The sequence below is a fragment of the Acetobacter oeni genome, assembly GCF_011516825.1.
GTDB lineage: Bacteria > Pseudomonadota > Alphaproteobacteria > Acetobacterales > Acetobacteraceae > Acetobacter > Acetobacter oeni.
This window is the reverse complement of sequence record NZ_WOTA01000009.1, coordinates 81885-101355: the sequence shown is the minus strand read 5'-3', so window position 1 is coordinate 101355 and position 19471 is coordinate 81885. Positions and strand designations below refer to the sequence as shown.

General features: G+C 63.1%; 18 protein-coding genes and 2 pseudogenes. 8 read left to right on the top strand and 12 right to left on the bottom strand.

What is annotated here, in order from left to right; all coding sequences use genetic code 11:
- Positions 1 to 25: 25 nt before the first annotated feature.
- Both GOB90_RS08030 and GOB90_RS08025 read left to right on the top strand, forming a co-directional pair.
- Positions 26 to 1306: a NupC/NupG family nucleoside CNT transporter gene (locus GOB90_RS08030; RefSeq protein WP_146887121.1), complete on the top strand. Its 1281-nt coding sequence runs from the start codon at positions 26 to 28 to the stop codon at positions 1304 to 1306.
- Between the two features lie 339 nt (positions 1307 to 1645).
- Positions 1646 to 2173 carry a hypothetical protein gene (locus GOB90_RS08025; RefSeq protein ID WP_146887123.1) on the top strand — a complete coding sequence of 176 codons (528 nt, stop codon included), beginning with the start codon at positions 1646 to 1648 and terminating at the stop codon, positions 2171 to 2173.
- Positions 2174 to 2243: 70 nt separating this feature from the next.
- Here the strand turns inward: GOB90_RS08025 and GOB90_RS08020 are convergent, their stop codons facing one another.
- The 4 genes from GOB90_RS08020 to GOB90_RS08005 all read right to left on the bottom strand — a co-directional run bounded on the left by GOB90_RS08020 (position 2244) and on the right by GOB90_RS08005 (position 5639).
- On the bottom strand, positions 2244 to 3044 hold the full coding sequence (locus tag GOB90_RS08020; RefSeq protein WP_146887125.1) for an SDR family NAD(P)-dependent oxidoreductase: 801 nt from the start codon (positions 3042 to 3044) through the stop codon (positions 2244 to 2246).
- 62 nt (positions 3045 to 3106) lie between these two features.
- Entirely contained in the window at positions 3107 to 3787 is a 681-nt protein-coding gene (locus GOB90_RS08015; protein WP_173571993.1) for an EAL domain-containing protein, read from the bottom strand.
- Complete coding sequence (locus tag GOB90_RS08010) at positions 3679 to 4794, bottom strand: GAF domain-containing protein (RefSeq protein ID WP_146887130.1); 1116 nt, start codon at positions 4792 to 4794, stop codon at positions 3679 to 3681. The genes GOB90_RS08015 and GOB90_RS08010 overlap by 109 nt, the downstream gene beginning before the upstream one ends.
- Positions 4795 to 4844: 50 nt before the next feature.
- On the bottom strand, positions 4845 to 5639 hold the full coding sequence (locus tag GOB90_RS08005; protein ID WP_146887132.1) for an SPFH domain-containing protein: 795 nt from the start codon (positions 5637 to 5639) through the stop codon (positions 4845 to 4847).
- A gap of 157 nt (positions 5640 to 5796) precedes the next feature.
- On the opposite strand from GOB90_RS08005, the gene GOB90_RS08000 reads away from it, so the two are divergent.
- Entirely contained in the window at positions 5797 to 6078 is a 282-nt protein-coding gene (locus GOB90_RS08000; protein ID WP_146887134.1) for a hypothetical protein, read from the top strand.
- An 83-nt stretch (positions 6079 to 6161) separates the two neighbouring features.
- Here the strand turns inward: GOB90_RS08000 and GOB90_RS07995 are convergent, their stop codons facing one another.
- The 3 genes from GOB90_RS07995 to tcuC are packed head-to-tail and all read right to left on the bottom strand — an operon-like array spanning position 6162 to position 10464.
- Positions 6162 to 7418 (bottom strand): exo-beta-N-acetylmuramidase NamZ family protein, encoded by a 1257-nt coding sequence (locus GOB90_RS07995; RefSeq protein WP_146887136.1) that lies wholly within the window; start codon positions 7416 to 7418, stop codon positions 6162 to 6164.
- A gap of 17 nt (positions 7419 to 7435) precedes the next feature.
- Positions 7436 to 9196 carry an OprO/OprP family phosphate-selective porin gene (locus tag GOB90_RS07990; protein ID WP_146887138.1) on the bottom strand — a complete coding sequence of 587 codons (1761 nt, stop codon included), beginning with the start codon at positions 9194 to 9196 and terminating at the stop codon, positions 7436 to 7438.
- On the bottom strand, positions 9193 to 10464 hold the full coding sequence (tcuC, locus tag GOB90_RS07985; RefSeq protein WP_146887140.1) for an MFS transporter: 1272 nt from the start codon (positions 10462 to 10464) through the stop codon (positions 9193 to 9195). The genes GOB90_RS07990 and tcuC overlap by 4 nt, the downstream gene beginning before the upstream one ends.
- 249 nt (positions 10465 to 10713) lie before the next feature.
- On the opposite strand from tcuC, the gene lpxB reads away from it, so the two are divergent.
- Positions 10714 to 11883, top strand: coding sequence for a lipid-A-disaccharide synthase (gene lpxB / locus GOB90_RS07980; protein ID WP_146887142.1), 1170 nt, complete (start codon positions 10714 to 10716; stop codon positions 11881 to 11883).
- 91 nt (positions 11884 to 11974) lie between these two features.
- Here lpxB and GOB90_RS07975 read toward each other — a convergent pair whose 3' ends face one another.
- On the bottom strand, positions 11975 to 12643 hold the full coding sequence (locus tag GOB90_RS07975) for an HAD family hydrolase (RefSeq protein ID WP_146887144.1): 669 nt from the start codon (positions 12641 to 12643) through the stop codon (positions 11975 to 11977).
- A 19-nt stretch (positions 12644 to 12662) separates the two neighbouring features.
- Positions 12663 to 13658 (bottom strand): UbiA family prenyltransferase, encoded by a 996-nt coding sequence (locus GOB90_RS07970; RefSeq protein ID WP_198912624.1) that lies wholly within the window; start codon positions 13656 to 13658, stop codon positions 12663 to 12665.
- Positions 13659 to 14164: 506 nt separating this feature from the next.
- Here GOB90_RS07970 and GOB90_RS07965 point away from each other — a divergent pair.
- A complete protein-coding gene (locus GOB90_RS07965; RefSeq protein ID WP_146887146.1) occupies positions 14165 to 15703 on the top strand; it encodes a hypothetical protein in 1539 nt (512 codons plus the stop codon).
- 250 nt (positions 15704 to 15953) lie between these two features.
- On the opposite strand, the pseudogene GOB90_RS19775 reads toward GOB90_RS07965, so the two are convergent.
- From GOB90_RS19775 to GOB90_RS07955, 3 genes and pseudogenes are all read right to left on the bottom strand, one after another.
- Positions 15954 to 16046 (bottom strand): annotated as a pseudogene (locus GOB90_RS19775) (IS5/IS1182 family transposase); the annotation flags it as partial.
- Positions 16047 to 16171: 125 nt separating this feature from the next.
- Positions 16172 to 16321 (bottom strand): annotated as a pseudogene (locus GOB90_RS19650) (IS5/IS1182 family transposase); the annotation flags it as partial.
- 81 nt (positions 16322 to 16402) lie between these two features.
- Positions 16403 to 17035 carry a copper chaperone PCu(A)C gene (locus GOB90_RS07955; protein ID WP_146887152.1) on the bottom strand — a complete coding sequence of 211 codons (633 nt, stop codon included), beginning with the start codon at positions 17033 to 17035 and terminating at the stop codon, positions 16403 to 16405.
- A gap of 243 nt (positions 17036 to 17278) precedes the next feature.
- Between GOB90_RS07955 and nrdR the strand changes: the two genes are divergently transcribed.
- The 3 genes from nrdR to thiL all read left to right on the top strand — a co-directional run bounded on the left by nrdR (position 17279) and on the right by thiL (position 19437).
- Positions 17279 to 17746, top strand: coding sequence for a transcriptional regulator NrdR (gene nrdR / locus GOB90_RS07950; protein WP_146887154.1), 468 nt, complete (start codon positions 17279 to 17281; stop codon positions 17744 to 17746).
- A gap of 106 nt (positions 17747 to 17852) precedes the next feature.
- Complete coding sequence (gene nusB, locus GOB90_RS07945) at positions 17853 to 18428, top strand: transcription antitermination factor NusB (RefSeq protein ID WP_146887156.1); 576 nt, start codon at positions 17853 to 17855, stop codon at positions 18426 to 18428.
- Positions 18412 to 19437, top strand: coding sequence for a thiamine-phosphate kinase (gene thiL / locus GOB90_RS07940; RefSeq protein ID WP_146887158.1), 1026 nt, complete (start codon positions 18412 to 18414; stop codon positions 19435 to 19437). Before nusB ends, thiL begins: the two co-directional genes overlap by 17 nt.
- Positions 19438 to 19471 lie beyond the last annotated feature (34 nt).

The window sequence follows — 19471 nt, the reverse complement described above, 5'->3', positions numbered from 1 at the left end:
TGAAATTTGATTCGGACCCGGATTGATGACTGTTCTGCGCGGCCTTGCTGCAATTCTGTTTCTGGTGGCCGTCGGGGTTGCCTTTTCGACAAACCGGCGGGCGATCCGGCCCCGGGTCGTTCTGGCGGCGCTGGCGGCGCAGATAGGGATCGGGGCGGTGGTTCTGTTCGTTCCGCCGGGGCGTGTGGCGCTGCATGCCGTGTCGGCGGTGGTGGGCGAGGTTCTGGCCTGCGGGGCCGAGGGGACGGCATTTCTGTTCGGGCCTCTGGTCGGGCCGGACATGGCGCGTGTGTTTCCGGGTGGCTCCTTTGTCTTTGCGTTTCAGGTGCTGTCGGAGATCATTTATGTCAGCGCGCTGATTGCGGTGCTGTATCATTTCGGGGTGATGCAGCGTCTGGCGGAGGGGATCGGCTCGCTGGTTCAGCGTTGTCTGGGCACGTCGATTGTCGAATCGTTTTCGGCTGTCATCACGATTTTTGTCGGGCAGAGCGAGATGCCGGTGGCGATTGCGCCTTATCTGCCGCGCATGACGGAGGCGGAGCTGTTCGCGGTGATGTGCAGTGGCACGGCATCCGTGACGGGCTCGGTTCTGGCCGGGTATGCGGCGCTTGGCGTTCCGATGGATTATCTGATCGCGGCGTCTTTCATGGCCATTCCGGGCGGGCTGCTGTTCGCGCGGCTGCTGATGCCGGCGACGGAGCCTTCGCTGATCACCGACATGCGGGATCTTCGCGAGCCGGCGGACACGGAGATTCCGGACGGGCGGGACGGGAAGCCGCACGGGTCCGCCAATGTGTTCGAGGCGATTGCCACGGGCGCGGCGGCGGGGACGCAGGTTGCTGTGGCGGTGGCGGCGATTCTGATTGCGTTTATCGGGCTGATTGCGCTGCTGGACCGGGTGCTGGGCGTGCTGGGGCATGCAACCGGATTCGGGGGGCTGTCGCTGGCGGGGCTGCTCGGGCATGCGTTTGCGCCGCTGGCTTGGTTTATCGGGGTGCCGTGGAACGAGGCGGGCACGATCGGGAGCATTATCGGGCAGAAGCTGGCGTTTAACGAGTTTGTTGCCTACGTGAATCTGGCGCCGCATATCCGGGCGGCGACGCTTGATCCGCACAGCATTGCCATTGCGTCTTTTGCACTGTGCGGGTTTTCGAATCTGTCTTCGATCGGGATTCTGATCGGGGCGTTCGGGAGTGTGATTCCGGAGCGGCGGGGTTTTATTGCGCGCATGGGTGCCCGGGCGGTGCTGGCGGGTTCGCTGTCCAATCTGACGAGTGCTGCGATCGCGGGGCTTTTCATGGCCTGAAAATGGCTGGTGATGACGTGAGATCCGGTTACCATCGGGGCCGTAGCGGGGGGGGCAAAAATATGCCACGCTGGCTGTGCGGCGTCCTGCTGAGTATGGCGGGCGTTGCTGATGTATTTTACAATTCCGCTGACGCTGTTACCACTGTTGCTACGGGTCCGGATTGAGACCGGATGGGGAACTATCGGTGCGATAAGGGTTTATTGTCGCTGTCAGCGGTGCATCGGATCAGGCGTCCGGGCCGGGAGATTTTGCCTTATCATGTCGTTGTCATCCATCCAGCCCGTTCAGGCCGTTACCGGCGGATTCTGCCGGATCATCTCGTACAGGAGCGCGCGCGTGTCCCGACAGACTCTGACTGTAACTGCCGCGCTGGCCGTTTCGGGACTTATGACTGTTGCGCCCGCGTTTGCAGCGGTGGCGGTTCAGCAGCCGGCGTCTTCGCGGGGCGGGGACGCGGCTGAGGCCACCACGATCGATCGTCTGGTGTTCCGTTTGCAGGAGGCCAGTCTCGGGCCTGGTTATGGCTGGGGCAACGGGGTGCTTCACTATAAGGGTAAGGATTACGATGTGCGGGTCACCGGTGGTGGCGGACCGGCGATCGGGTATTCCCATTCCTGCGCCGAGGGGTCGGTTTCCAACCTGGGCTCTGTTGATGATTTTGACAGCACGTTCTGGTCGGTTGGTGCCGAGGCGACGGCGGGCAGCGGTATCGGGACGATGGCGTTGCAGAACGGGCGCGGGGTTGAGCTGCATCTGTCCACCCGGACGAGCGGGGCGCGGCTGTCGGCGGAGACGGCGCGTTACCGGTTCCGGATTCTGGGGCCGGCGAAGCAGAGTTATGAGAGCATGCGCTGTCCGGGCTGAGGTCTGGCGGGCGCTTTTCGGGTCTGTCTGACGGCGCGGCGGGTTTTCCGGTCGCGCCGTCATTGTGAGGTCAGACCATTGTGCCGACAGAGCCGCCGTCGACGCGCAGTACGGCGCCGGTTGTGAAGCTGGCACTGGCCGAGACGAGGCAGGCGATGGCGTCCGCCACTTCTTCGGCGCGGCCGCGACGTCTGATGGTCATCATCGGGCGTTCTTTTTCGATGAATGTTTTGACAGCCGTGTCGACATCGACGCCGTCGCGTTTCGCGCGCTTCTCCATCATGGCGTCGGTCATCGGGGTTTCGATGAAGGCCGGCGAGACGCAGTTTACGGTGATGCCGTCCGGGCCGTAGGTGTTTGACAGGCCTTTTGAGAGACTGAGGAGCGCGGCTTTCGAGGCGCAGTAGGGCAGTTCATCGATATAGGGCTGCACGGCGTCTTCCGAGGCGATGAAGACCACCCTGCCCCAGCCTTTCCGGCGCATGGCGGGGATGAAGGCTCTGGCGACGCGGAGGGCGGTGAGGAAATTAACGTCGAGGACCTTGCGCCAGTCCTCTTCGGTCAGGTCGTGGAAGAACCCTGTCGGCCCGGTGATTCCGGCGGCGGACACGATGATTTCCGGGTCTCCCATGCCTGCCCGGACGGCTTCGTGCAGGGTGTGGACCCTGGCCGGATCGGTCAGGTCGGCGGCGAATCCTTTGACATCGCCATAATGTCCGAGTTTTTCGACGGCGGCGTCGAGGGATTTCTGATTCATATCCGTCAGCGCGACGCGGGCGCCCTCACGGAGGAGGCGCTGTGCGGTGTGGAAGCCGATGCCTGAATCGCCGCCTGTGACGAGGGCGAGGCGACCGGTGAGTCCGAGATCCATGAAAATTCTCCTGCTGAGTGGTGCTTCTCTTCACACTTCAACAGGTGAGCCCCGGTGAAGGTTCAGGCTGCGATGCAGTCCTGCTCCAGGCGGGTGACGATCTGCTCCGGGGGCACGGGGCGTGACATCAGGTAGCCCTGCCCTTCATCGCAGCCCCATTCGCGCAGGCAGTCATAGGTTTTCCGGGTTTCGATGCCTTCGGCGACGACTCTGTAGCCGAGGCCGTGCGCCATGGTGATCAGGGTGCGGACGAGAAGCTGATCCTTTTCCGACCGGTCGAGCCCCGTCACGAAGCTGCGGTCGATCTTGAGGACGGTGGCGGGCAGGCGCTGGAGGTAGGAGAAGTTGCTGTAGCCGGTGCCGAAATCGTCGATGGCGACGTTGACGTCGCTCTCGCGCAGGACGGAAAGCTGGTGGATGACGCGGGCGGCATCGTCGGCGAAGGCGCTTTCGGTGAACTCCAGTTCGACGCGGGCGGGCGGGACGCCGGCGGCTGTGATCCAGCTCAGAAGGCGGTCGGCGAAATCTTCTTCCTCCAGGTTGAGGGCCGAGGCATTGATGGACGTGTTCAGGGTGTGTCCGTCCCGGTGCCAGGCGCTGAGCTGGCTGATCGCCTCATGGGCGACCCATTCCGTCATGCTTCGGGAGAGGGCGGTTTTCTCGACCAGCGGCACGAATTCGCCGGACGAGATGGCGCCGAGCGTGGGGTGTTTCCAGCGCAGGAGGGCTTCGACACCGGCCATTTTGCCGGTCGCGAGGTCGATGCGGGGCTGACTGCGCAACGGGCGTCCTCCAGGGCGTTGGAGGCGCGGCGCAGGGCGTCGCGGGGACCGGTTTCGGAGACGGAAAAATCGTAGATGCCGGTGACCGGGTGCGGGGTGACGGGGATGGCATCGATGAGGATGGGGCGGCTCAGCATGCTGGTGATGGCTTCCGCCTGGGCTTCGGCCTGCGCGAGGCTGCCTTCGAGCAGGATGGCGCAGCGGAGCTGGCCGACCTGGTAGAGTCTGGCGTTGTTTCCGAGCAGCGGGCGGAGGGCCGAGACGGCGGCCTGGACGATGGAATCCATATGGGACGCGCCGAGCGCCCGGAGGACGTGGCTGGCTTGGGTGGGGGTGAGGAGTTCGATTTTCAGCAGGGTGAAAGTCTGTCCGGGGGACTGTCTGGCCAGGCTCCCGATATCCTCGAAGAACTGGTACTGATTGGGGAGGCCGCTGCCGGCATCGACACGTCCGATCATGTTTTGCAGTTCGATCTGGCACATGACCATCTCCGCGAGATCCTGCAGGACGCGTTTTTCCTCCGGCGTCAGCGTGCGGGGGTGGGTATCGAGGACGCAGAGGGTGCCGAGCCCGTAGCCGGAGCGTGTGAACAGCGGGGCGCCGGCGTAGAAGCGAAGTCCGGCTTTTGCGAGCGGAGACGTGGCGAAGCGGGGGTCTTTGAGGAGATCGGGGACGACGAAGACGCCGTCTTCCTGGATAGCGTAATGACAGGGGGCATCGGCGCGGGGGATCCGGGCGAGATCGACGCCGACTTTCGATTTGAACCACTGCCGGTCGCCGTCGGTCAGCGAAATGGCTGAGACGGGCGCCCTGAGCAGCTGGCTGGCGAGACGGGTGAGGCGGGTGAGGCGGGTGAGGCGGGTGAGGCGGTCGAAGTTCTCTCCGGGCGGTGTGTCCAGCAGGCTGAGATCACGCAATGCATTGAGCCGGGCCTGCTCGTTCTCTCTCAAGGTCATTAACGCTGACATATCTGTCTCCCCCACGGAGGGAAGACAAACACAAAATATTTAAAACTCGTTTACCGTGGGTCGGTGCGGGGTGCCGGAGGCTGTCCTGCTTCTTTCAGCGCGATGGCTGAGCCGAGGATGCCGGCGAGGCTGGCGGAGACATCGCTTGGCACGATGATGGTGCTGTTGTTGCGGGCGATATCGCCGAGCAGGTTCATCTGCCGGATCTGGAGGGCGATGGGGGTGTTGGCGTAGAGGGCGGCGGCTTTGACGGTCTGTTCGGCGATCTGCACTTCGGCGCCGGCGAGGGTGACGCGGGCCTGGCGTTCGCGCACGGCCTGTTCCTGGGCGCTCATGGCATTCTGGAGCGTGGCGGGGATGAGGATGTCCTTGATTTCGACGCGCTCGATTTCAACGCCCCATTTGCCGGTCTTTTCGGTGAGACTTTCTTTCAGAGCCCGGTCGCAGGCTTCGCGGTCATTGAGCAGTTCCGTCATATCGCGGGAGCCGGCGAGTTCGCGCAGGGTGGTCTGGGAGATTCCGTAGACGGCTTCCTGATAGTTTCCGACTGCCAGGATGGCGTTGCGGGCATTGGTGACGCGGAGGAAGACGATGGCGTCGATATCGAGCGGGACCATGTTGCGGGACAGGATTTTTTCGGCGGTGATGGTCTGGGTTTGCAGGCGGGTATCGACCTTTGCGTAAGCGGACCGGAGGAACGGGAAAGTGAAATAGAAACCGCTTCCGGCGGTACGGTGATATTTACCGAGGCTGAGGAGAACGGTCTGTTCAAACTCGTTGTTGAATCCGGTGAATTTGATGAGCAGCGCGACGAGGACGGCGGCCAGCGGGAGAAGAATGGTCATCAGCGGGACCCCGGTTGTGAAAGCGTGAAAGAGGACATGCGGGAAATGGCGGCCGTGCAGGGCGGACGCGACGTAACCGGGCCATGTATGCGCATTGTAAAATCCGCCGTGCGGGACATGGAATTTAACGGGTGTCACGGTGGGGGACGGTCAGGGGATGGCGGATCGTCAGGGTGCGCTTTTCGGGCGACCGCCGGGGAGGACGCGCCATCCGGGAACGGAGCGGGGCGCCTGTGCCGGCATGGGTGATGGCGGGGCGATCCATCGGGCGGAAACCTGCCTCTGTTCCGGTGTTCTCCGGCAGCAGAACAGAACCGGGAGAGCGGCGTCAATGGAAAAACGGGCGGGTGGCGCGGGCGGGCCGGTGAGGTTTCCCGAAGAGTCGGGTCTGAGACTGATTCTGTTGCCGGCGCATGGGTTCTCTCCGCACGACAAATGAAAGATGATACGGGAGAAGCGCGACCGGCACGGAAGATGTCACCGGACATGGCTTACGGTGCTGGTTCCGGGACCGGACGGGAGTCACGCGTAGAGCAGGACTTTTTCGCGGCGTTGCAGGAAGAGGTTCAGCTCTTTTTTCCAGGAGGCGACGATGTTCGCGGGGCTGGTGCCGGTGTCGATATGCCGGCGTACGGTGTCCGTGCCGCACAGCCGGTCGAATGGTGTGCCGTTATCGCGCCAGAAGGGGGCTGTCGCCAGGGGGCGTGCGGTGGTCAGCATGGTGAGGCCTGTGAGGACCGGGTCGAAAGCCGGCCGGTCTGTAAGAACCATGTTGAGGCCGTGCAGTTTCATGTTCCGATCGACGGAGGCGGAGGGTGAGAACCATGTTTCGCGGAACAGCACGCCGGGCAGGCTGGCGGCGCGCAGAGCCTGTATCCAGCGTGTGGCATCGACTTCCGGGCCGCCGAGTGTGAGAAAGGGCTGCGCTGTTCCGCGTCCGACTGACAGGACTGTGCCTTCGAACAGGCAGGTTCCGGGATAGACTATGGCGGTTTCCGGAGTGGGCATGTTCGGGCTGGGCGCGACCCAGGGCAGATCTGTCTGATCGAAGAAGAGGCCGCGGGTCCAGCCCTGCATGGGGAGGACGGTGAGGTCGGCTTTGTGCAGGTGGATGAAGTGATTGTTAAAATATATGGCCAGTTCTCCGATTGTCATGGCGTGCCGGAGGGCGATGGGCGCGCGTCCGACGAAGGAGGAGAAGGCCGGATCGAGCACCGGGCCGAAGGGGTGCAGGCCGCTGATCGGGTTGGGGCGGTCCGTGACCAGCACCGGGATGCTCAGGCGGGCGCAGGACTGCATGATGTCGAAAAGCGTCCAGATATACGTATAGAATCGCGCGCCGACGTCCTGGATGTCGAACAGGAGCAGGTCGATCCCCGAGGCGGACAGGACGGCGTCGAGCCGGGGGCCTGAGAGCATGTAGATATCGAAGACCGGGACGCCGGTTCGGGAATCTGTTGTGCGGGCTTCGGACGATCCGGCCTCCGCCGACCCGCGAAAGCCGTGTTCGGGGCCGAAGATGGCCGCGAGGTGGACGTCCGGCATCTCGTGCAGGAGGTCGGCGATGTGGGTGAGGTGGCTGTCCACGCTGGCGGGGTTGGCGACGAGGCCGGTTTTCTTTCCGGTCAGCCTGCCCCGGTTTTCCGAAAGCAGGCTGTCGAGGCCGGTCTTTATGCGGACCGATGAGGGGCACGTCGATGGATTTGCCCGTGCCGGGAGGTTGCGGGTGAGGAGGCCCGCGCTGGCGGACAGGCATGTCGCGCGGCGGGATATTTTCATGGTCGGGCCTCCGCTGGTCAGAATGTGATTCCCGCGCGTGCGCCTATGATATTTCCACCCGTGGCGCCGGGGTAAGCGCCGGCTTTGTTGTTCACGTGGGCATGGGTGTAGTTCAGCATGAGGCGCATGTAGTTTACGATATACCAGTTGACGCCGGCGGTGGCGGACCAGGCGCCGGTGCCGCCGGGGATGTCGCGGGCATCCAGCCAGTCGCCGCGCACGGCGACTTCCCAGGCGCCGATGCCGCCATCGGAGACGGGGTTCAGCACGCGGGGTGTGGACCACTGGCCGGTATGGGCGAAGTAGTTTGGCGTTTCTCCGGTGAGGAACATACCGGCCTGGAGGCTGGCGGCCTGGATGGTTCCGGCGCGGAAATTATAGGTCTGGCTGCCATAGGTGTTGCGAAACTCCATGTGCCGGGCGCCGTATTCGGCGAGGGCCCAGGCTGATTTCCAGATTCCGAACAGTTCGAGGCCGCCGGCGAGAGAGTTTGCGATCGGGTTTGAGTTGATGCGGGCGGCGAAGGCATCGTCCGTGCGGGCGAGGAGGCGGATGCTCTGGGCGAAGGTCGCGGCGGGTTTGACGTCTTCGTAGAATCCCCAGGCGCCGAGGTGGATCAGGCCGGTTTTCGAGCGCCACGGTATCCAGTGGGTGCGCAGCTCGTAGGTAAGGTCGTCGCGCAGATTGCCGGTGACGTTTGTTGAGTTGATATCGTCGCCGCTGATCTGCGCCGCGACGTGCCAGCTTTTTCCGAAGATTTTGAAGGCGCCGCCGAGGCCGTACCAGCCTTTGACCGGGAGGAGCGCGTTGGCGACGAGGTCGCGGTCGAGGAACACTGTGGCGTCGGAGCCGGTGGAGCCATCGAAGCTGCGTTCGTTGAATTTGTTGCCGATCGTATATTCCGCGAGGTGGCCTGCCATTTTGTCGCTCCAGGTGGCGTAGGCGCTGACGACGGTGAGCTGATTGTTTGAGTAATCGCCCTCGAAGACCCAGGAGAGCTGTTTCGCGCGGCCTTCGACGCCGAGGCGCACGGCGCGGAGGGTTGTGCGGGAGACGTTCTGGACCGGGAAGCGGGAGCCGAAGGCGGCGCCGTAATCGGCGAGGATGCGACCGCGTACGCGGAAGGAGTAATCGCCGTCGGGGGTAGTGATTTCCGGCAGGCCTTTGCCCCAGTTCAGCACCAGGCCGCCCACGGTTGTTGTGCGGGCGGAGGCGGGGATTTTTGACGCGACGCCCATGACGGGCGCGGAGCCGGACGGGATGGCCGAGACGGCGCCGGCGGTTCCGGGGGCGGCCGCGGTGAGCGGGTAGATCATGTGTTGTGTGGAGAACAGGCTGTTATCGGCGGCGGGGGTCGTGCCGAACTGCGGAGTGATGTCTTCTCCGGGGCGGGCGGCTCTGAGGACGGTCACCGAAGCGGGCGGCCGAGCCGGTTGCGGGCCGGATGGCGGCTGCGACGGGCGGGTGCCGCGCGCGGTCTGTGTGGCCGTACGGATGTGGGTGGTTGCGGGTTTTGTCTGTTTTTCGACATTTGCCAGCCGGGCCTGAAGGTCGTGGATCTGCTGCGCCTGGGCTTTGACCAGTTCCGCGAGGGCCCTGACGTCCACGCCGCCCGCTGAAGCGGGGGCTGAGGAGGGCACGCGCGAGGCGGCGAGGGCCTCCCCGGACCAGAGGAGGACGGTGGTGCCCGCGAAAAAGGCATGACGGAACGTGATTTTTCCTGACTGTGGCGTCAGGGGGCGGACGCTGCGCATGGCGTCAGGGCTGTGTCTGTTCATAGGTGGGCGGTCTTGTCCTGGACTTTGTACGGGCGTGCGATGAGGGCTGCTGTGAGGCCGCAGAGGGCGGCGACGGAGAGCCAGGCGCCGGGCATGGCGCGATCGCCGGTGATGTGAATGAGCCAGGTGCAGAGTGTGGGGGTAAAGCCGCCGATGCAGGTGGCGACGCTGTAGGCCAGGGAGAAGCCGGTTGTGCGGATGCGTGGCGGGACGATTTCGGTGAGATACGCCACGGCGGCGGCGTTGTAGGCGCTGTAGATGAAGGCGAGCCAGAGTTCGACGCTGAGCAGGCGGATGAAGGAGGGGGCGGCGACGAGCCAGGACATGGCGGGCCAGGCGGTGAGGATGGCGGTGAGCGTGGCGGCGATCAGGAGCGGTTTGCGGCCGATGCGGTCCGAGACGGCGCCGAACGCGGGGAGCAGCACGAAATTGGAGAGGCCGACGCAGAGGGTGACGAAGAGGCTGTCGCGCGAGGCGAGGTGCAGGACGCTGCTGCCGAAGGCCGGGGTGTAGGCGGTGATGACGTAGAAGGAGGTTGTGGTCATCAGAACCATGAGCACGCCGGTGAGGATGATTTTCCATTCCGCGACGATGGTTTGCATGACTTCGCCGATTTTCGGGGGCGCGTGTGTGGCGGCGAAGGCTTCGGTTTCCTGGAGGTTGCGGCGCAGGAAGAACAGGACCGGCACGATCAGGCAGCCGATGAGCAGGGGGATGCGCCAGCCCCAGGCGGACATGGCTGGCGGGGGCAGGATGGTGGTCAGGGCGACGCCGATGGCGGCGGCGGCGACCACGGCGATCTGCTGCGAGGCGGACTGGAACGAGATGACGAAGCCGCGGATTTTCGGGGTAGCGATTTCGGCGAGGTAGATGGAGGTTGAGCCGAGTTCGACGCCGGCGGAGAAGCCCTGGAGGAGGCGGCCGCAGAGGACGAGCAGGGGTGCGAGCAGGCCGATCTGCTCGTAGCCCGGGGTCAGGGTGAGCGAGAGGGTGCCGATGGACATCAGGGTCAGGGTGAGGATGAGGCCTTTGCGGCGGCCGATACGATCGACATAGGCTCCGAGGATGATGGCGCCGAGGGGGCGCATGAGGAATCCGGCGCCGAAGGTGGCGAAGGACATCATCAGTTCGGCGTAGGGGTCGTCCGACGGGAAGAAGGCGCGACCGATGGCGGCGGCGTAGTAGCCGAACACCATGAAGTCGTACATTTCGAGCATGTTGCCGCTGGCCACCTGCATGGCGGCGCGGACCCGTTCTCCGGTTGTCATGGGGGGAGAGTGGTCGTGAGCGGAACTGGTCCCGGCAACAGTGTTGCGGGCTCCGGCGGTTGTGGTCATAGGCCTCGGTCTTGATTATTGTTTTTTACCGTCCGGTCGTGTCTGCACTGTCGTTATGCTGTCGTCCAACGGCAAAATCGTGAGCGGTGACGATTTTATATCCGGCGTTACTGTGCGGCATCACCAGGCGCCTTGCATCGACGGGGATGCGGTCTTATCGGGGCATCATGACTGTTGCGCATGATTCCGACTGTGGCTGACGGCCCTGTGATCTGGCTTCTGGCGGGCGAGGCCAGTGGCGATGTGCTGGGGGCGCGGCTGATGGCGGCGCTCGGGCGGCGGCGGGCGGATCTGCGGTTTATCGGGATTGGCGGGCAGCGGATGCAGGAGAGCGGGCTGGAGAGTCTGTTTCCGATGCAGGAGCTGGCGGTGATGGGTCTGGTGGAGATTCTGCCGCGCATTCGCAGTCTGTCGCGGCGTCTGGACGATGCGGTGCGTCACATTGAGTCCGAGCGGCCGGATCTGGTGGTGACGATTGACAGTCCGGGGTTTGCGTTGCGGCTGTTGCGGCGGATTGCGCCTCTGGGGATTGCGCGGGTGCATTATGTGGCACCGCAGGTCTGGGCATGGCGGGAGCATCGGGTCAGGAAATTTCCCGGTTTGTGGGAGCGGCTGCTGGTTCTGCTGCCGTTCGAGGAGGATTTTTTCCGGCGGCACGGGCTGGATGCGCGGTTTGTCGGACATCCGGTTTTGCAGTCGGGCGCGGAGACGGGGGATGCGGCGCGGTTCCGGGCGCGGCACGGGCTTTCGGATGACGCGCGGGTTTTGATTCTGATGCCAGGGAGCCGGCGGTCGGAGGCGCCGCGTCTGTTGCCGGTTTTTGGGAAAATGCTGACGATTTTGCGCCGGGAGCTGCCGGATGTTGTGCCTGTGATTCCGGTTTCGCCGGTTGTGGCCGGGACGGTTCTGAAGGCGACGGCGGGGTGGGCGGTGCGGCCTGTGATTGTCACGGATGTCGCGGACAAGCACGACGCCTTTGCTGCTGCGGGGGCGGCGCTGACGAAATCCGGCACTTCGACGCTGGAGCTGGCTCTGGCGGGTGTGCCGATGGCGGTGACGTATCGGGTCAATCCGGTGACAGCGGCGATTGCGCGGCGGCTGATCCGGGTTCCGTATGTGGCGATGGTCAATCTGCTGGCCGGGCGGCGACTGGTGCCGGAGCTGTTGCAGGAGCAGTGTCGTCCGGATCTGCTGGCGGCGACGGTGGTCCGGCTGATAACGGACCCGGCGGTGGCGGCGGCTCAGCGGGCGGGGTTTGCCGATGTGCTGGCGGGGTTGCGGGCGGCGGGGGCGATGGAGCCGGCGGACGCGGCGGCGGATGAAATTCTGGCGATGCTGCCCGGGGGCTGAGCGGCGACGTTTTCCGGGGGCGGCCTGTTTTTGTGGCGACGGGTTTTTGTGCGGATGCGCCTCAGAGCGTCGGGCCTTGCTCTTCCCGGGCTTATACAGCCAGGACCGGCGCGAAGACCGGTGCATCGAAGCGGGCAAACGTGGTATCTCCCGCCGTCTGTGCGGTCCGGATCAGAAAGCGTGTTCCCGCACGCTGCGCGGCGATCCCGTCGCGTTCGGGCCGGTCGCCGATGAGCAGTGTACGCGCCGGCGACGCGCCGGCCTGCGCCATGACTGTCAGCAGGCCCTGCGGATGGGGTTTGAGGCGACCGGCATCGCCCGCCGTGACGACGAACGTCGCTTCCAGCCCGAGCGCGAGCAGCTTATCGCGCGCGGGATAGTCCGACAGAATGCCCACGGTCTTGCCCGCGCGCACGAGGCCGGCGAACAGGTCATCGACCGCCGGATAGCGGCAGGCCCGCAGGTGACGCAGCGGGCGGCGGAGTATCCATTCGGCGACGATCGCCTCCACTGCCGCCGGGGTCACGCCGGTTGCCGTGGCGGTCTCACGCAGCAGGCGCGCTTCGAAATCCTCTGCCCCGGCCTCGGCAAGCGCCTCACGACGGTTACGGAAGGTTCTGAGCACGCGCATGGCTGTTAAGTCACACCTTAACAGCGTGTGCGTAACAAGTTCCCGGGCCATCCGTATTCGCAGCCGCCGCTGATCGTATAACGTGCCGTCGACGTCGAAAACGACCAGATCGACCGTATCCCAGTCCATTTCCGCGCGTCTCCGGCTGTCAGTTGAGCGTGATGAAGTGCTGGCTGGTCAGCACTTCGAGCCAGGGAAGATTGATGAAGGTCGTCAGCCCGAAGACGATCACCAGCAGCACCACGATCGCGATCAGTTTTTTTTCGCGATAGAGCCGTTCCGGGCTCTGCGCGGAAGATCCTGCCTCCATCGACAACGCGAGGTAACAGGAAAACAGCACAGCGATCAGCGGCAGGGTCAGAATGTATTCGATGCGGTATTTGATGAGGAAAACCGCAAGAAAAAAACTTGCCAGTTGTGCATAGAGAAACGTCGATACTGTCAGCGAGACATCGGTATAGCCGGCGAAGCTGGCCCGGTAGCGCATGAGCAGATTTTTGCCGTGCAATGCGGTGATCTCGCGGTATTCGGACAAACGCTTGGCGGCCATCAGGAATGCGCCGCCGAGCCAGCAGGCGAGGATGATCGAGATCGGCGGCAGTGTTGTCGGATCGACCATAGCCCAGCCGATAATCAGCCGCAGAGGATTGTTGATCGATTCGGAGATGACATCGAGGAACGGCTTGTCCTTACTGCGGAGCGGCGGGACGTTGTAGACAAGGCCCTGCATCGCAAATATCGCCGCCGTGACGGCCATCAGCCAGCTCGACAGCAATGCCGCAGATAACCCGATCGTCACGAACAGCACCCATTCGAGCCGGATGTATCGGGGATCGAGATCGCGCCGGACTGCGGAGCGGCGCGATTTTGTCGGATGATGACGATCAGACTCGCGGTCAAGAAACTCGTTGATGACGTAATTCGCCGAGGCGATGCAGACTGCCGCGACAAGGCCGCACACGATGTTCAGGATCAGCGAGGGGACGTGTCCTCCCCCCCGCAGCAGCCATGCAAGCACTGCGCCGGGCACAATGAATATGTGCTTCGTGCTGTGATCGAACCTCGCGATGGCGATATAGTCGCGCAGCGTCCCTGGTTCGCGGGACGGGGCGGTGATTGAGGTTTTGATAAACATATCTGCCATGAAACGTTCCGCGTCACCCGGCGAATAAGATCAGGTTGAATACGGCCTGATCCAAATAGCTGAACGCGATCTGTCTAATAATTGATCCATGACGACACAGGTGTCAAATTCAGAGTCACCTGTGTACGATGGAAAATACCAGGCAATACAGGTATCGCAGCTCCGGAAAATCGATAACCTGGTGTTACTGCGTCAAAATAAAGTCTTCGCGTGACAGAATAAAATGATTTCCCCGCATGAAGTTGGCGCAGATGACGGGTCCGATTCTTCCGGAGCAGGCCCGGACGGCAGATATCATGACGAATAACCACAGAGATGTTTGTGGCAAACGTCCCGGATCGAACTGTATTTGCACGTTCAGGCACAAATCTGCGTGCCACCGGCGAACAGAGCGACAATCGAAGCACAGCATGCCGTTGCAAGGCGTGTTGTCTGGCAGAATTTACCTTTCGACTGCCATGTGACACATGACCGGAGCGGAATGGTCGTTCACGGGAGGAAATACGGTGCAGGACAGCTCTGTCGAACGTACGCTGGCTGTTCCTCCCTCCCCTGCAGCGAAAGTCTGGCGGAACTCATTCCTGATAACTCTGGTCGGGGCCATCATTCTTTTTGTCCCGACCCTGCTCAACAGGGATGTCTTTTTCTACTGGGACACACCAACATATATCAACGGTGCCGGAGCGGGCGTGATGAGGCTGCTCGGGGATCATGCCTGGCTGATGCCCGCTGTTTCGCAGGAAAATCCTTATCCGACAGCGCCGGGCGGCATCATTTCGACCAGGGGCGGCGTTTATCTCGCCGGGCGCTCGGTTTATTACGGAGCCCTGCTGTTCGCATCGATCCTGGCGGGCTCACTCATGATCGCGGCGGCGGTCCAGGCTCTGGTGGTATCCTTCACGATCCTGCTTTTTTTTCGGGCATTTTTGCCTGGAAGAGTCGGATACGCCCTGGTTTGCATGGCGGTGCTGACGATTGTCACACCACTGGGTTATTTCACCGGGCTGATGATGCCGGATATTTTCGCCAGCGTAACCATTCTGCTGATTGTGACGCTGCTCTGCGGCTGGGATCGGTTAAGTCGGGGCGATCGGATGGCGGCGTTCGTCATCCTGAGCTTTGCGATGCTGGCGCATAACAGCCATCCGCCGCTGGCTGTCCTCCTGGTCATGACGGGTTACGCCTTTGCTCGCCTCGGCCGGCTTCCCCGGGCACCTCTGATCCGGCCGGCAATGCTGGTGCTGGCCGCTGTTTGCGTCGGACTGACTGGTGAGGTTGTGTTCACCCGTGTCGCCACGCACGCGGTCGGATCGCCGCCGGTCCGGCTTCCGTTCCTGTCCGCGCACCTTCAGGAGATGGGACCGGGAACGACCTACCTCAAAAACCACTGTCCACAGGCGCATTTCGAGATCTGCAACGACCGGGTAAAGCTGCCGGTCGACTGGCGCGACTTTATGTTCAGCACCAGTCCCGCCACCGGCGTTTTTGCACTGGCCGGGGCTCCCGCCAAACGGCGTATCAGCGATGAGCAGGTCACTTTCGCGCTCGCTGTTCTGAAGGATCAGCCTGTCGCGACGGTTATGGGACTCAGCGCGGCTTTTGCAGAGCAGCTCGCGATGTTTCGCGTACAGGAGATTTATATCCTGGATGCGGTGGCGCCCCGATTGCCGCCGAAGGAGTCCCGGCGGGCGATGCAGTCCGTGGTCGCAAGTCCGGGAGATCTGGAGCAGGTGCTGACGGCTGTCACATATACGGCACTGATCCTCAGTGTGCTGGTACTGGCGGTGATCATAGTCCGCACGCGGACATCACGGTCCGCCGCCGGTCCGGGCACGCAGTTATGGCCGGCAACAGCGCTCGTGATCGCCGGTCTCGCCATCAATGCGGCGGTTTGCGGGATCGTGGCCTCACCCTATGATCGTTTCCAGGCACGGGTCATCTGGCTTCTCCCGTTGCTGGCGCTGGTCCATCTCGCTGCGAGAGGTCAGGCGTCGGGTCGCGCTTCACGTCCGGTCAGCACAGCTTCAGGGCGTGTCGTGCGTTAACTCCGATCATGGCTGTGATGAACTGAACAGCAACGGGGAAAGTTGATTTCATCAGCCTCTGAACTGCTTCAGTGTTGCGAAGAGGCGTTCATCTTTTTTTGTGAAGAGAGAAGCGGATTTATCCTGGATTACGGTGATTTCTCTTTGACGGAATGATCGGTGTGCTCTTTGAGTTTTTGATGAACGCTGCGGGATTGATTTCATCCGGAAAAGAGGCGGCCTTCGGTGTATCTGGTCTTTACAGGGTGTTCAGAAACAGAGCGACGGCCTTTCCAGCAGCATCGCGGATGGCATGGATCTTTGTGGACAGTCCGCCTTGTAATCGTCCGATGGCCTGATCTGCGTACTCCCTTTTCCAGGCGTCCGGGCTCGCTGTGCCGGTACGCCCGGAAATCGTGCTGTCGATCATCAGGTCTTCATTGTCGTGATCAGCAGCCAGATGCCGGTTCACGTTTTTTCAGTCGTCGGAGAAGGCTGGCAGATCACGCCAGGGGGGGTGCCGGCGCGATGACGATACAGCACGGCATTCGCAAACAGAGGGCTGGCTGCCAATGTTCCGCCGACATGACCGGCGCGACCCGGAAGCAGATCCTTTGCCCGGGCTGCAACTCTGATTATGTGAAACCAGCCCGTCGTGACATCATGAAACAGGCCGATGAAATCCCTGAATATGCCAAAGACATCTCAGAACCTGACCGCTTACTCTTTCCGGAACTGCTTTGCCTCGCGGACCTGAAAGGCGACGGTTTTCCGGGTGCCGCCCAGGAAGTGGAATTCAATGTCGACGGTTGAGCCCTGAGCGATGGTCGTGCCGGGGGCGACGTGGCAGACGAGATGGTAGCCGCCTGGCGGAAAGACCAGTGTCTGTTTGGCGGGCAGTGTCAGATGCGTGAAGAGTTCGTGTGTCAGCGTGGAGATTTCCAGGTCTGAATGATAGCCGAACATTTCCGAGCAGGACGGCGAGGTGATACGGTCGATCAGGTGGGAGCGGTCGGATGTGTTTTCCACGGAGAAGTAGACGGCGACCAGGTCTGCTCTGGGGCTGACATGCTGCATCCATCCGTCGTGAATGGTGATTTCCGCGGCGGCAGTATCCTGACCGGGCACGTTGGCGCCGCTGACGTTCGGGTGTATGTCGGCTTCCTGGCCCGTAGACGCTGGCGACGGTCTGGTCTGGCTGTCTGCTGCCGCGAGGGCCTGTGGCACAAGGGCTGTCAGGCTGATGGCCGCGAGACAGGCGAGCAGGCGGCGGCCAGGGGTTTTGAGTCCGGGGGTTCCGGTTCCGGAGGCTTTCGAACCACGGGTGTTTCGAAGCGCGCAAAGATCTTTCAAGCCGGTCTCCCCTCGTCCGTGCGGCCTTTATCGCCACGCCCCTGTGGTCTGGCTTATACGGCGGCCGTGAACGTCAGCATTTACATTGGTGCTCACGAAGCAGCGTTCCGTCGGAAGAGGCAGTGTGAGACTTTTGTGACGATCCGGTCTATAATAGCCACGATTACCAAACATTTTATGGCGCGGGATGCATGGCAGGGTTCCGGTGCCGTGCCGTGCGACGAAAGGCTGGACTGACCGACGATGCGATGCCCGTTTTGCAGTGATGCCGAGACGCAGGTGAAGGACAGTCGTCCGACGGAGGACGGGACGTCGATCCGTCGGCGGCGGGCCTGTCCGACCTGCGGGCAGCGTTTCACGACGGTGGAGCGTGTGCAGCTTCGGGATCTGATTGTTGTCAAGGCGGACGGGCGGCGGGCGCCGTTCGACCGGGAGAAGCTGGCGCGTTCGGTTCGGATTGCGTTGCGCAAGCGTCCGGTTTCGGAGGAGCAGATCGAGCAGATGATCAGCGGGATTGCGCGGCGTCTGGAGGCATCGGGCGAGGGAGAGATTCCGACGGCGCTGATTGGCGAGCTGGCGATGGAGGCGCTGCACACGGTGGATGCGGTCGGGTATGTGCGGTTTGCCAGTGTTTATCGTGATTTCCGTGAGACGAAGGATTTTTCCGAGATCCTGACGCGGATTGATGACAGCCGGCGCGAGGATGAATAATCGTGTCATGTGACGGGCCGGGGGTGGACCCGGGCGGACAAAGGGGCCATGAAGCGCCGCCCCGGACACCGATCCGGACAACACTGATCCTGCGGGAGGGACGCCGATGACCCAATCAGACGAACGGCTCGGCCCGGCCCTGCGGCCACGTACCGCGGCGCGTGTTGCGGCGGTGCAGGCCCTGTTTCAGATCGAGCAGGGCGATGACAGGCCTGAGCCGGTTATTGTTCAGTTTGTCAGACATCGGTTTGGCATCACGCTTTCGGGCGAGTCTTTTGAGGATGGCCATATTCCGGAGGCGGATGCGACGCTGTTCACCGGCCTGGTGCGGGGTGCGGCGGCGTCCAGGAAGCGGGCTGAGACGCTGCTGACGGAGACGTTGCCGCCGACCTGGCCGGTTGGCCGGCTTGATCCGGTTTTGCGGGCGCTGTTCACGGTGGCGATTGCCGAGATGGAATCGCCGGATGCGCCGCCGGTGAAGATTATCATCAACGAGTATCTCGATGTCGCGCATGGCTTTTTTTCGGGTGATGAGCCGAAGCTGGTCAACGGGGTGCTGGACACGATTGCGAAACGTCTGAAAAACCCGGTGCCGGCGGGTGAAGCGTCGGCTCATGAGAACGGGCGGGCCATTGCTGAAAAGCTGCCGGAAGCGGATGCCGCTGATGACGGGCAGGTCTGATCTTCCTGTCGTGGTGGATGTGGAGGAGGGCGTAACGGCTCTTCCCGATGAGTTTGCGTTTATCCGTCGGCATTTTCTGGCTCTGGCCGGGCCGGGTGCGCTGGGGCTGACGGATGACGCGGCCGTTTTTACGCCGCCGGCCGGCCGGGAGCTTGTCATTGCGGTGGATGCGATGGTGGAGGGGGTTCACTTTCTGCCGGACGATCCGCCGGAGACGATCGGGCGCAAGTTGTTGCGGGCCAATCTTTCCGACATGGCGGCGATGGGCGCACGGCCGTCCGGCTGGCTGCTGACGCTGGCCTGTCCTGACCGGGCGGCGGAGCCTCGTTTTAACGAGGCGTGGTTTGCGGCGTTTGCCGGGGGGCTGGCGGAAGATCAGCGTCTGTTCGGTTTGTCGCTGCTTGGGGGCGATACGACATCGACGCGGGGGCCTCTGGTGCTGTCGCTGACGATTGTCGGGGATGTGGTGCCGGGTCGGGCCTTGCGGCGCAACGGGGCGCGGGACGGGGATGGGCTCTGGGTGACCGGCACGATCGGGGACGGGGCGCTTGGTCTGAAGGTTCTGCTGGGTGAACTGGCGGATCGGGACGGGTGGCTGGCGGGACGGTATCGCCTTCCCTCCCCCCGGCTTGGTCCGGATCTTGCCGGAATCGCGCATGCGGCGATGGATGTGTCGGACGGGCTGGTGCAGGATGCGGGGCATCTGGCGCGGGAGAGCGGTCTGGGGGTTGTGATCGAGGCGGATGCGGTTCCGCTTTCGGCTGCGGCGCGGGCTCTGGTGACCGGGCGGGATGATCTGCTGGCGGTTTGTCTGACGGGCGGGGACGATTACGAACTGCTGCTGGCGGTTCCCGATGACGAGGCGGCGGCGCTTCAGGCCTGTTGCGCTGCGGCGGGTGTGCTGGTGACGCGGATCGGGCGGTTTGGCGCGGAGCGGGCCGGGGTGCGGGTCTGTCGGGCGGACGGGGCGGTTTTTCCGCTGGCGCGCACGGGGTGGAGTCATTTCTGAAGGGACGGCGCCGGTTATTCTGTATAAAAAAAAG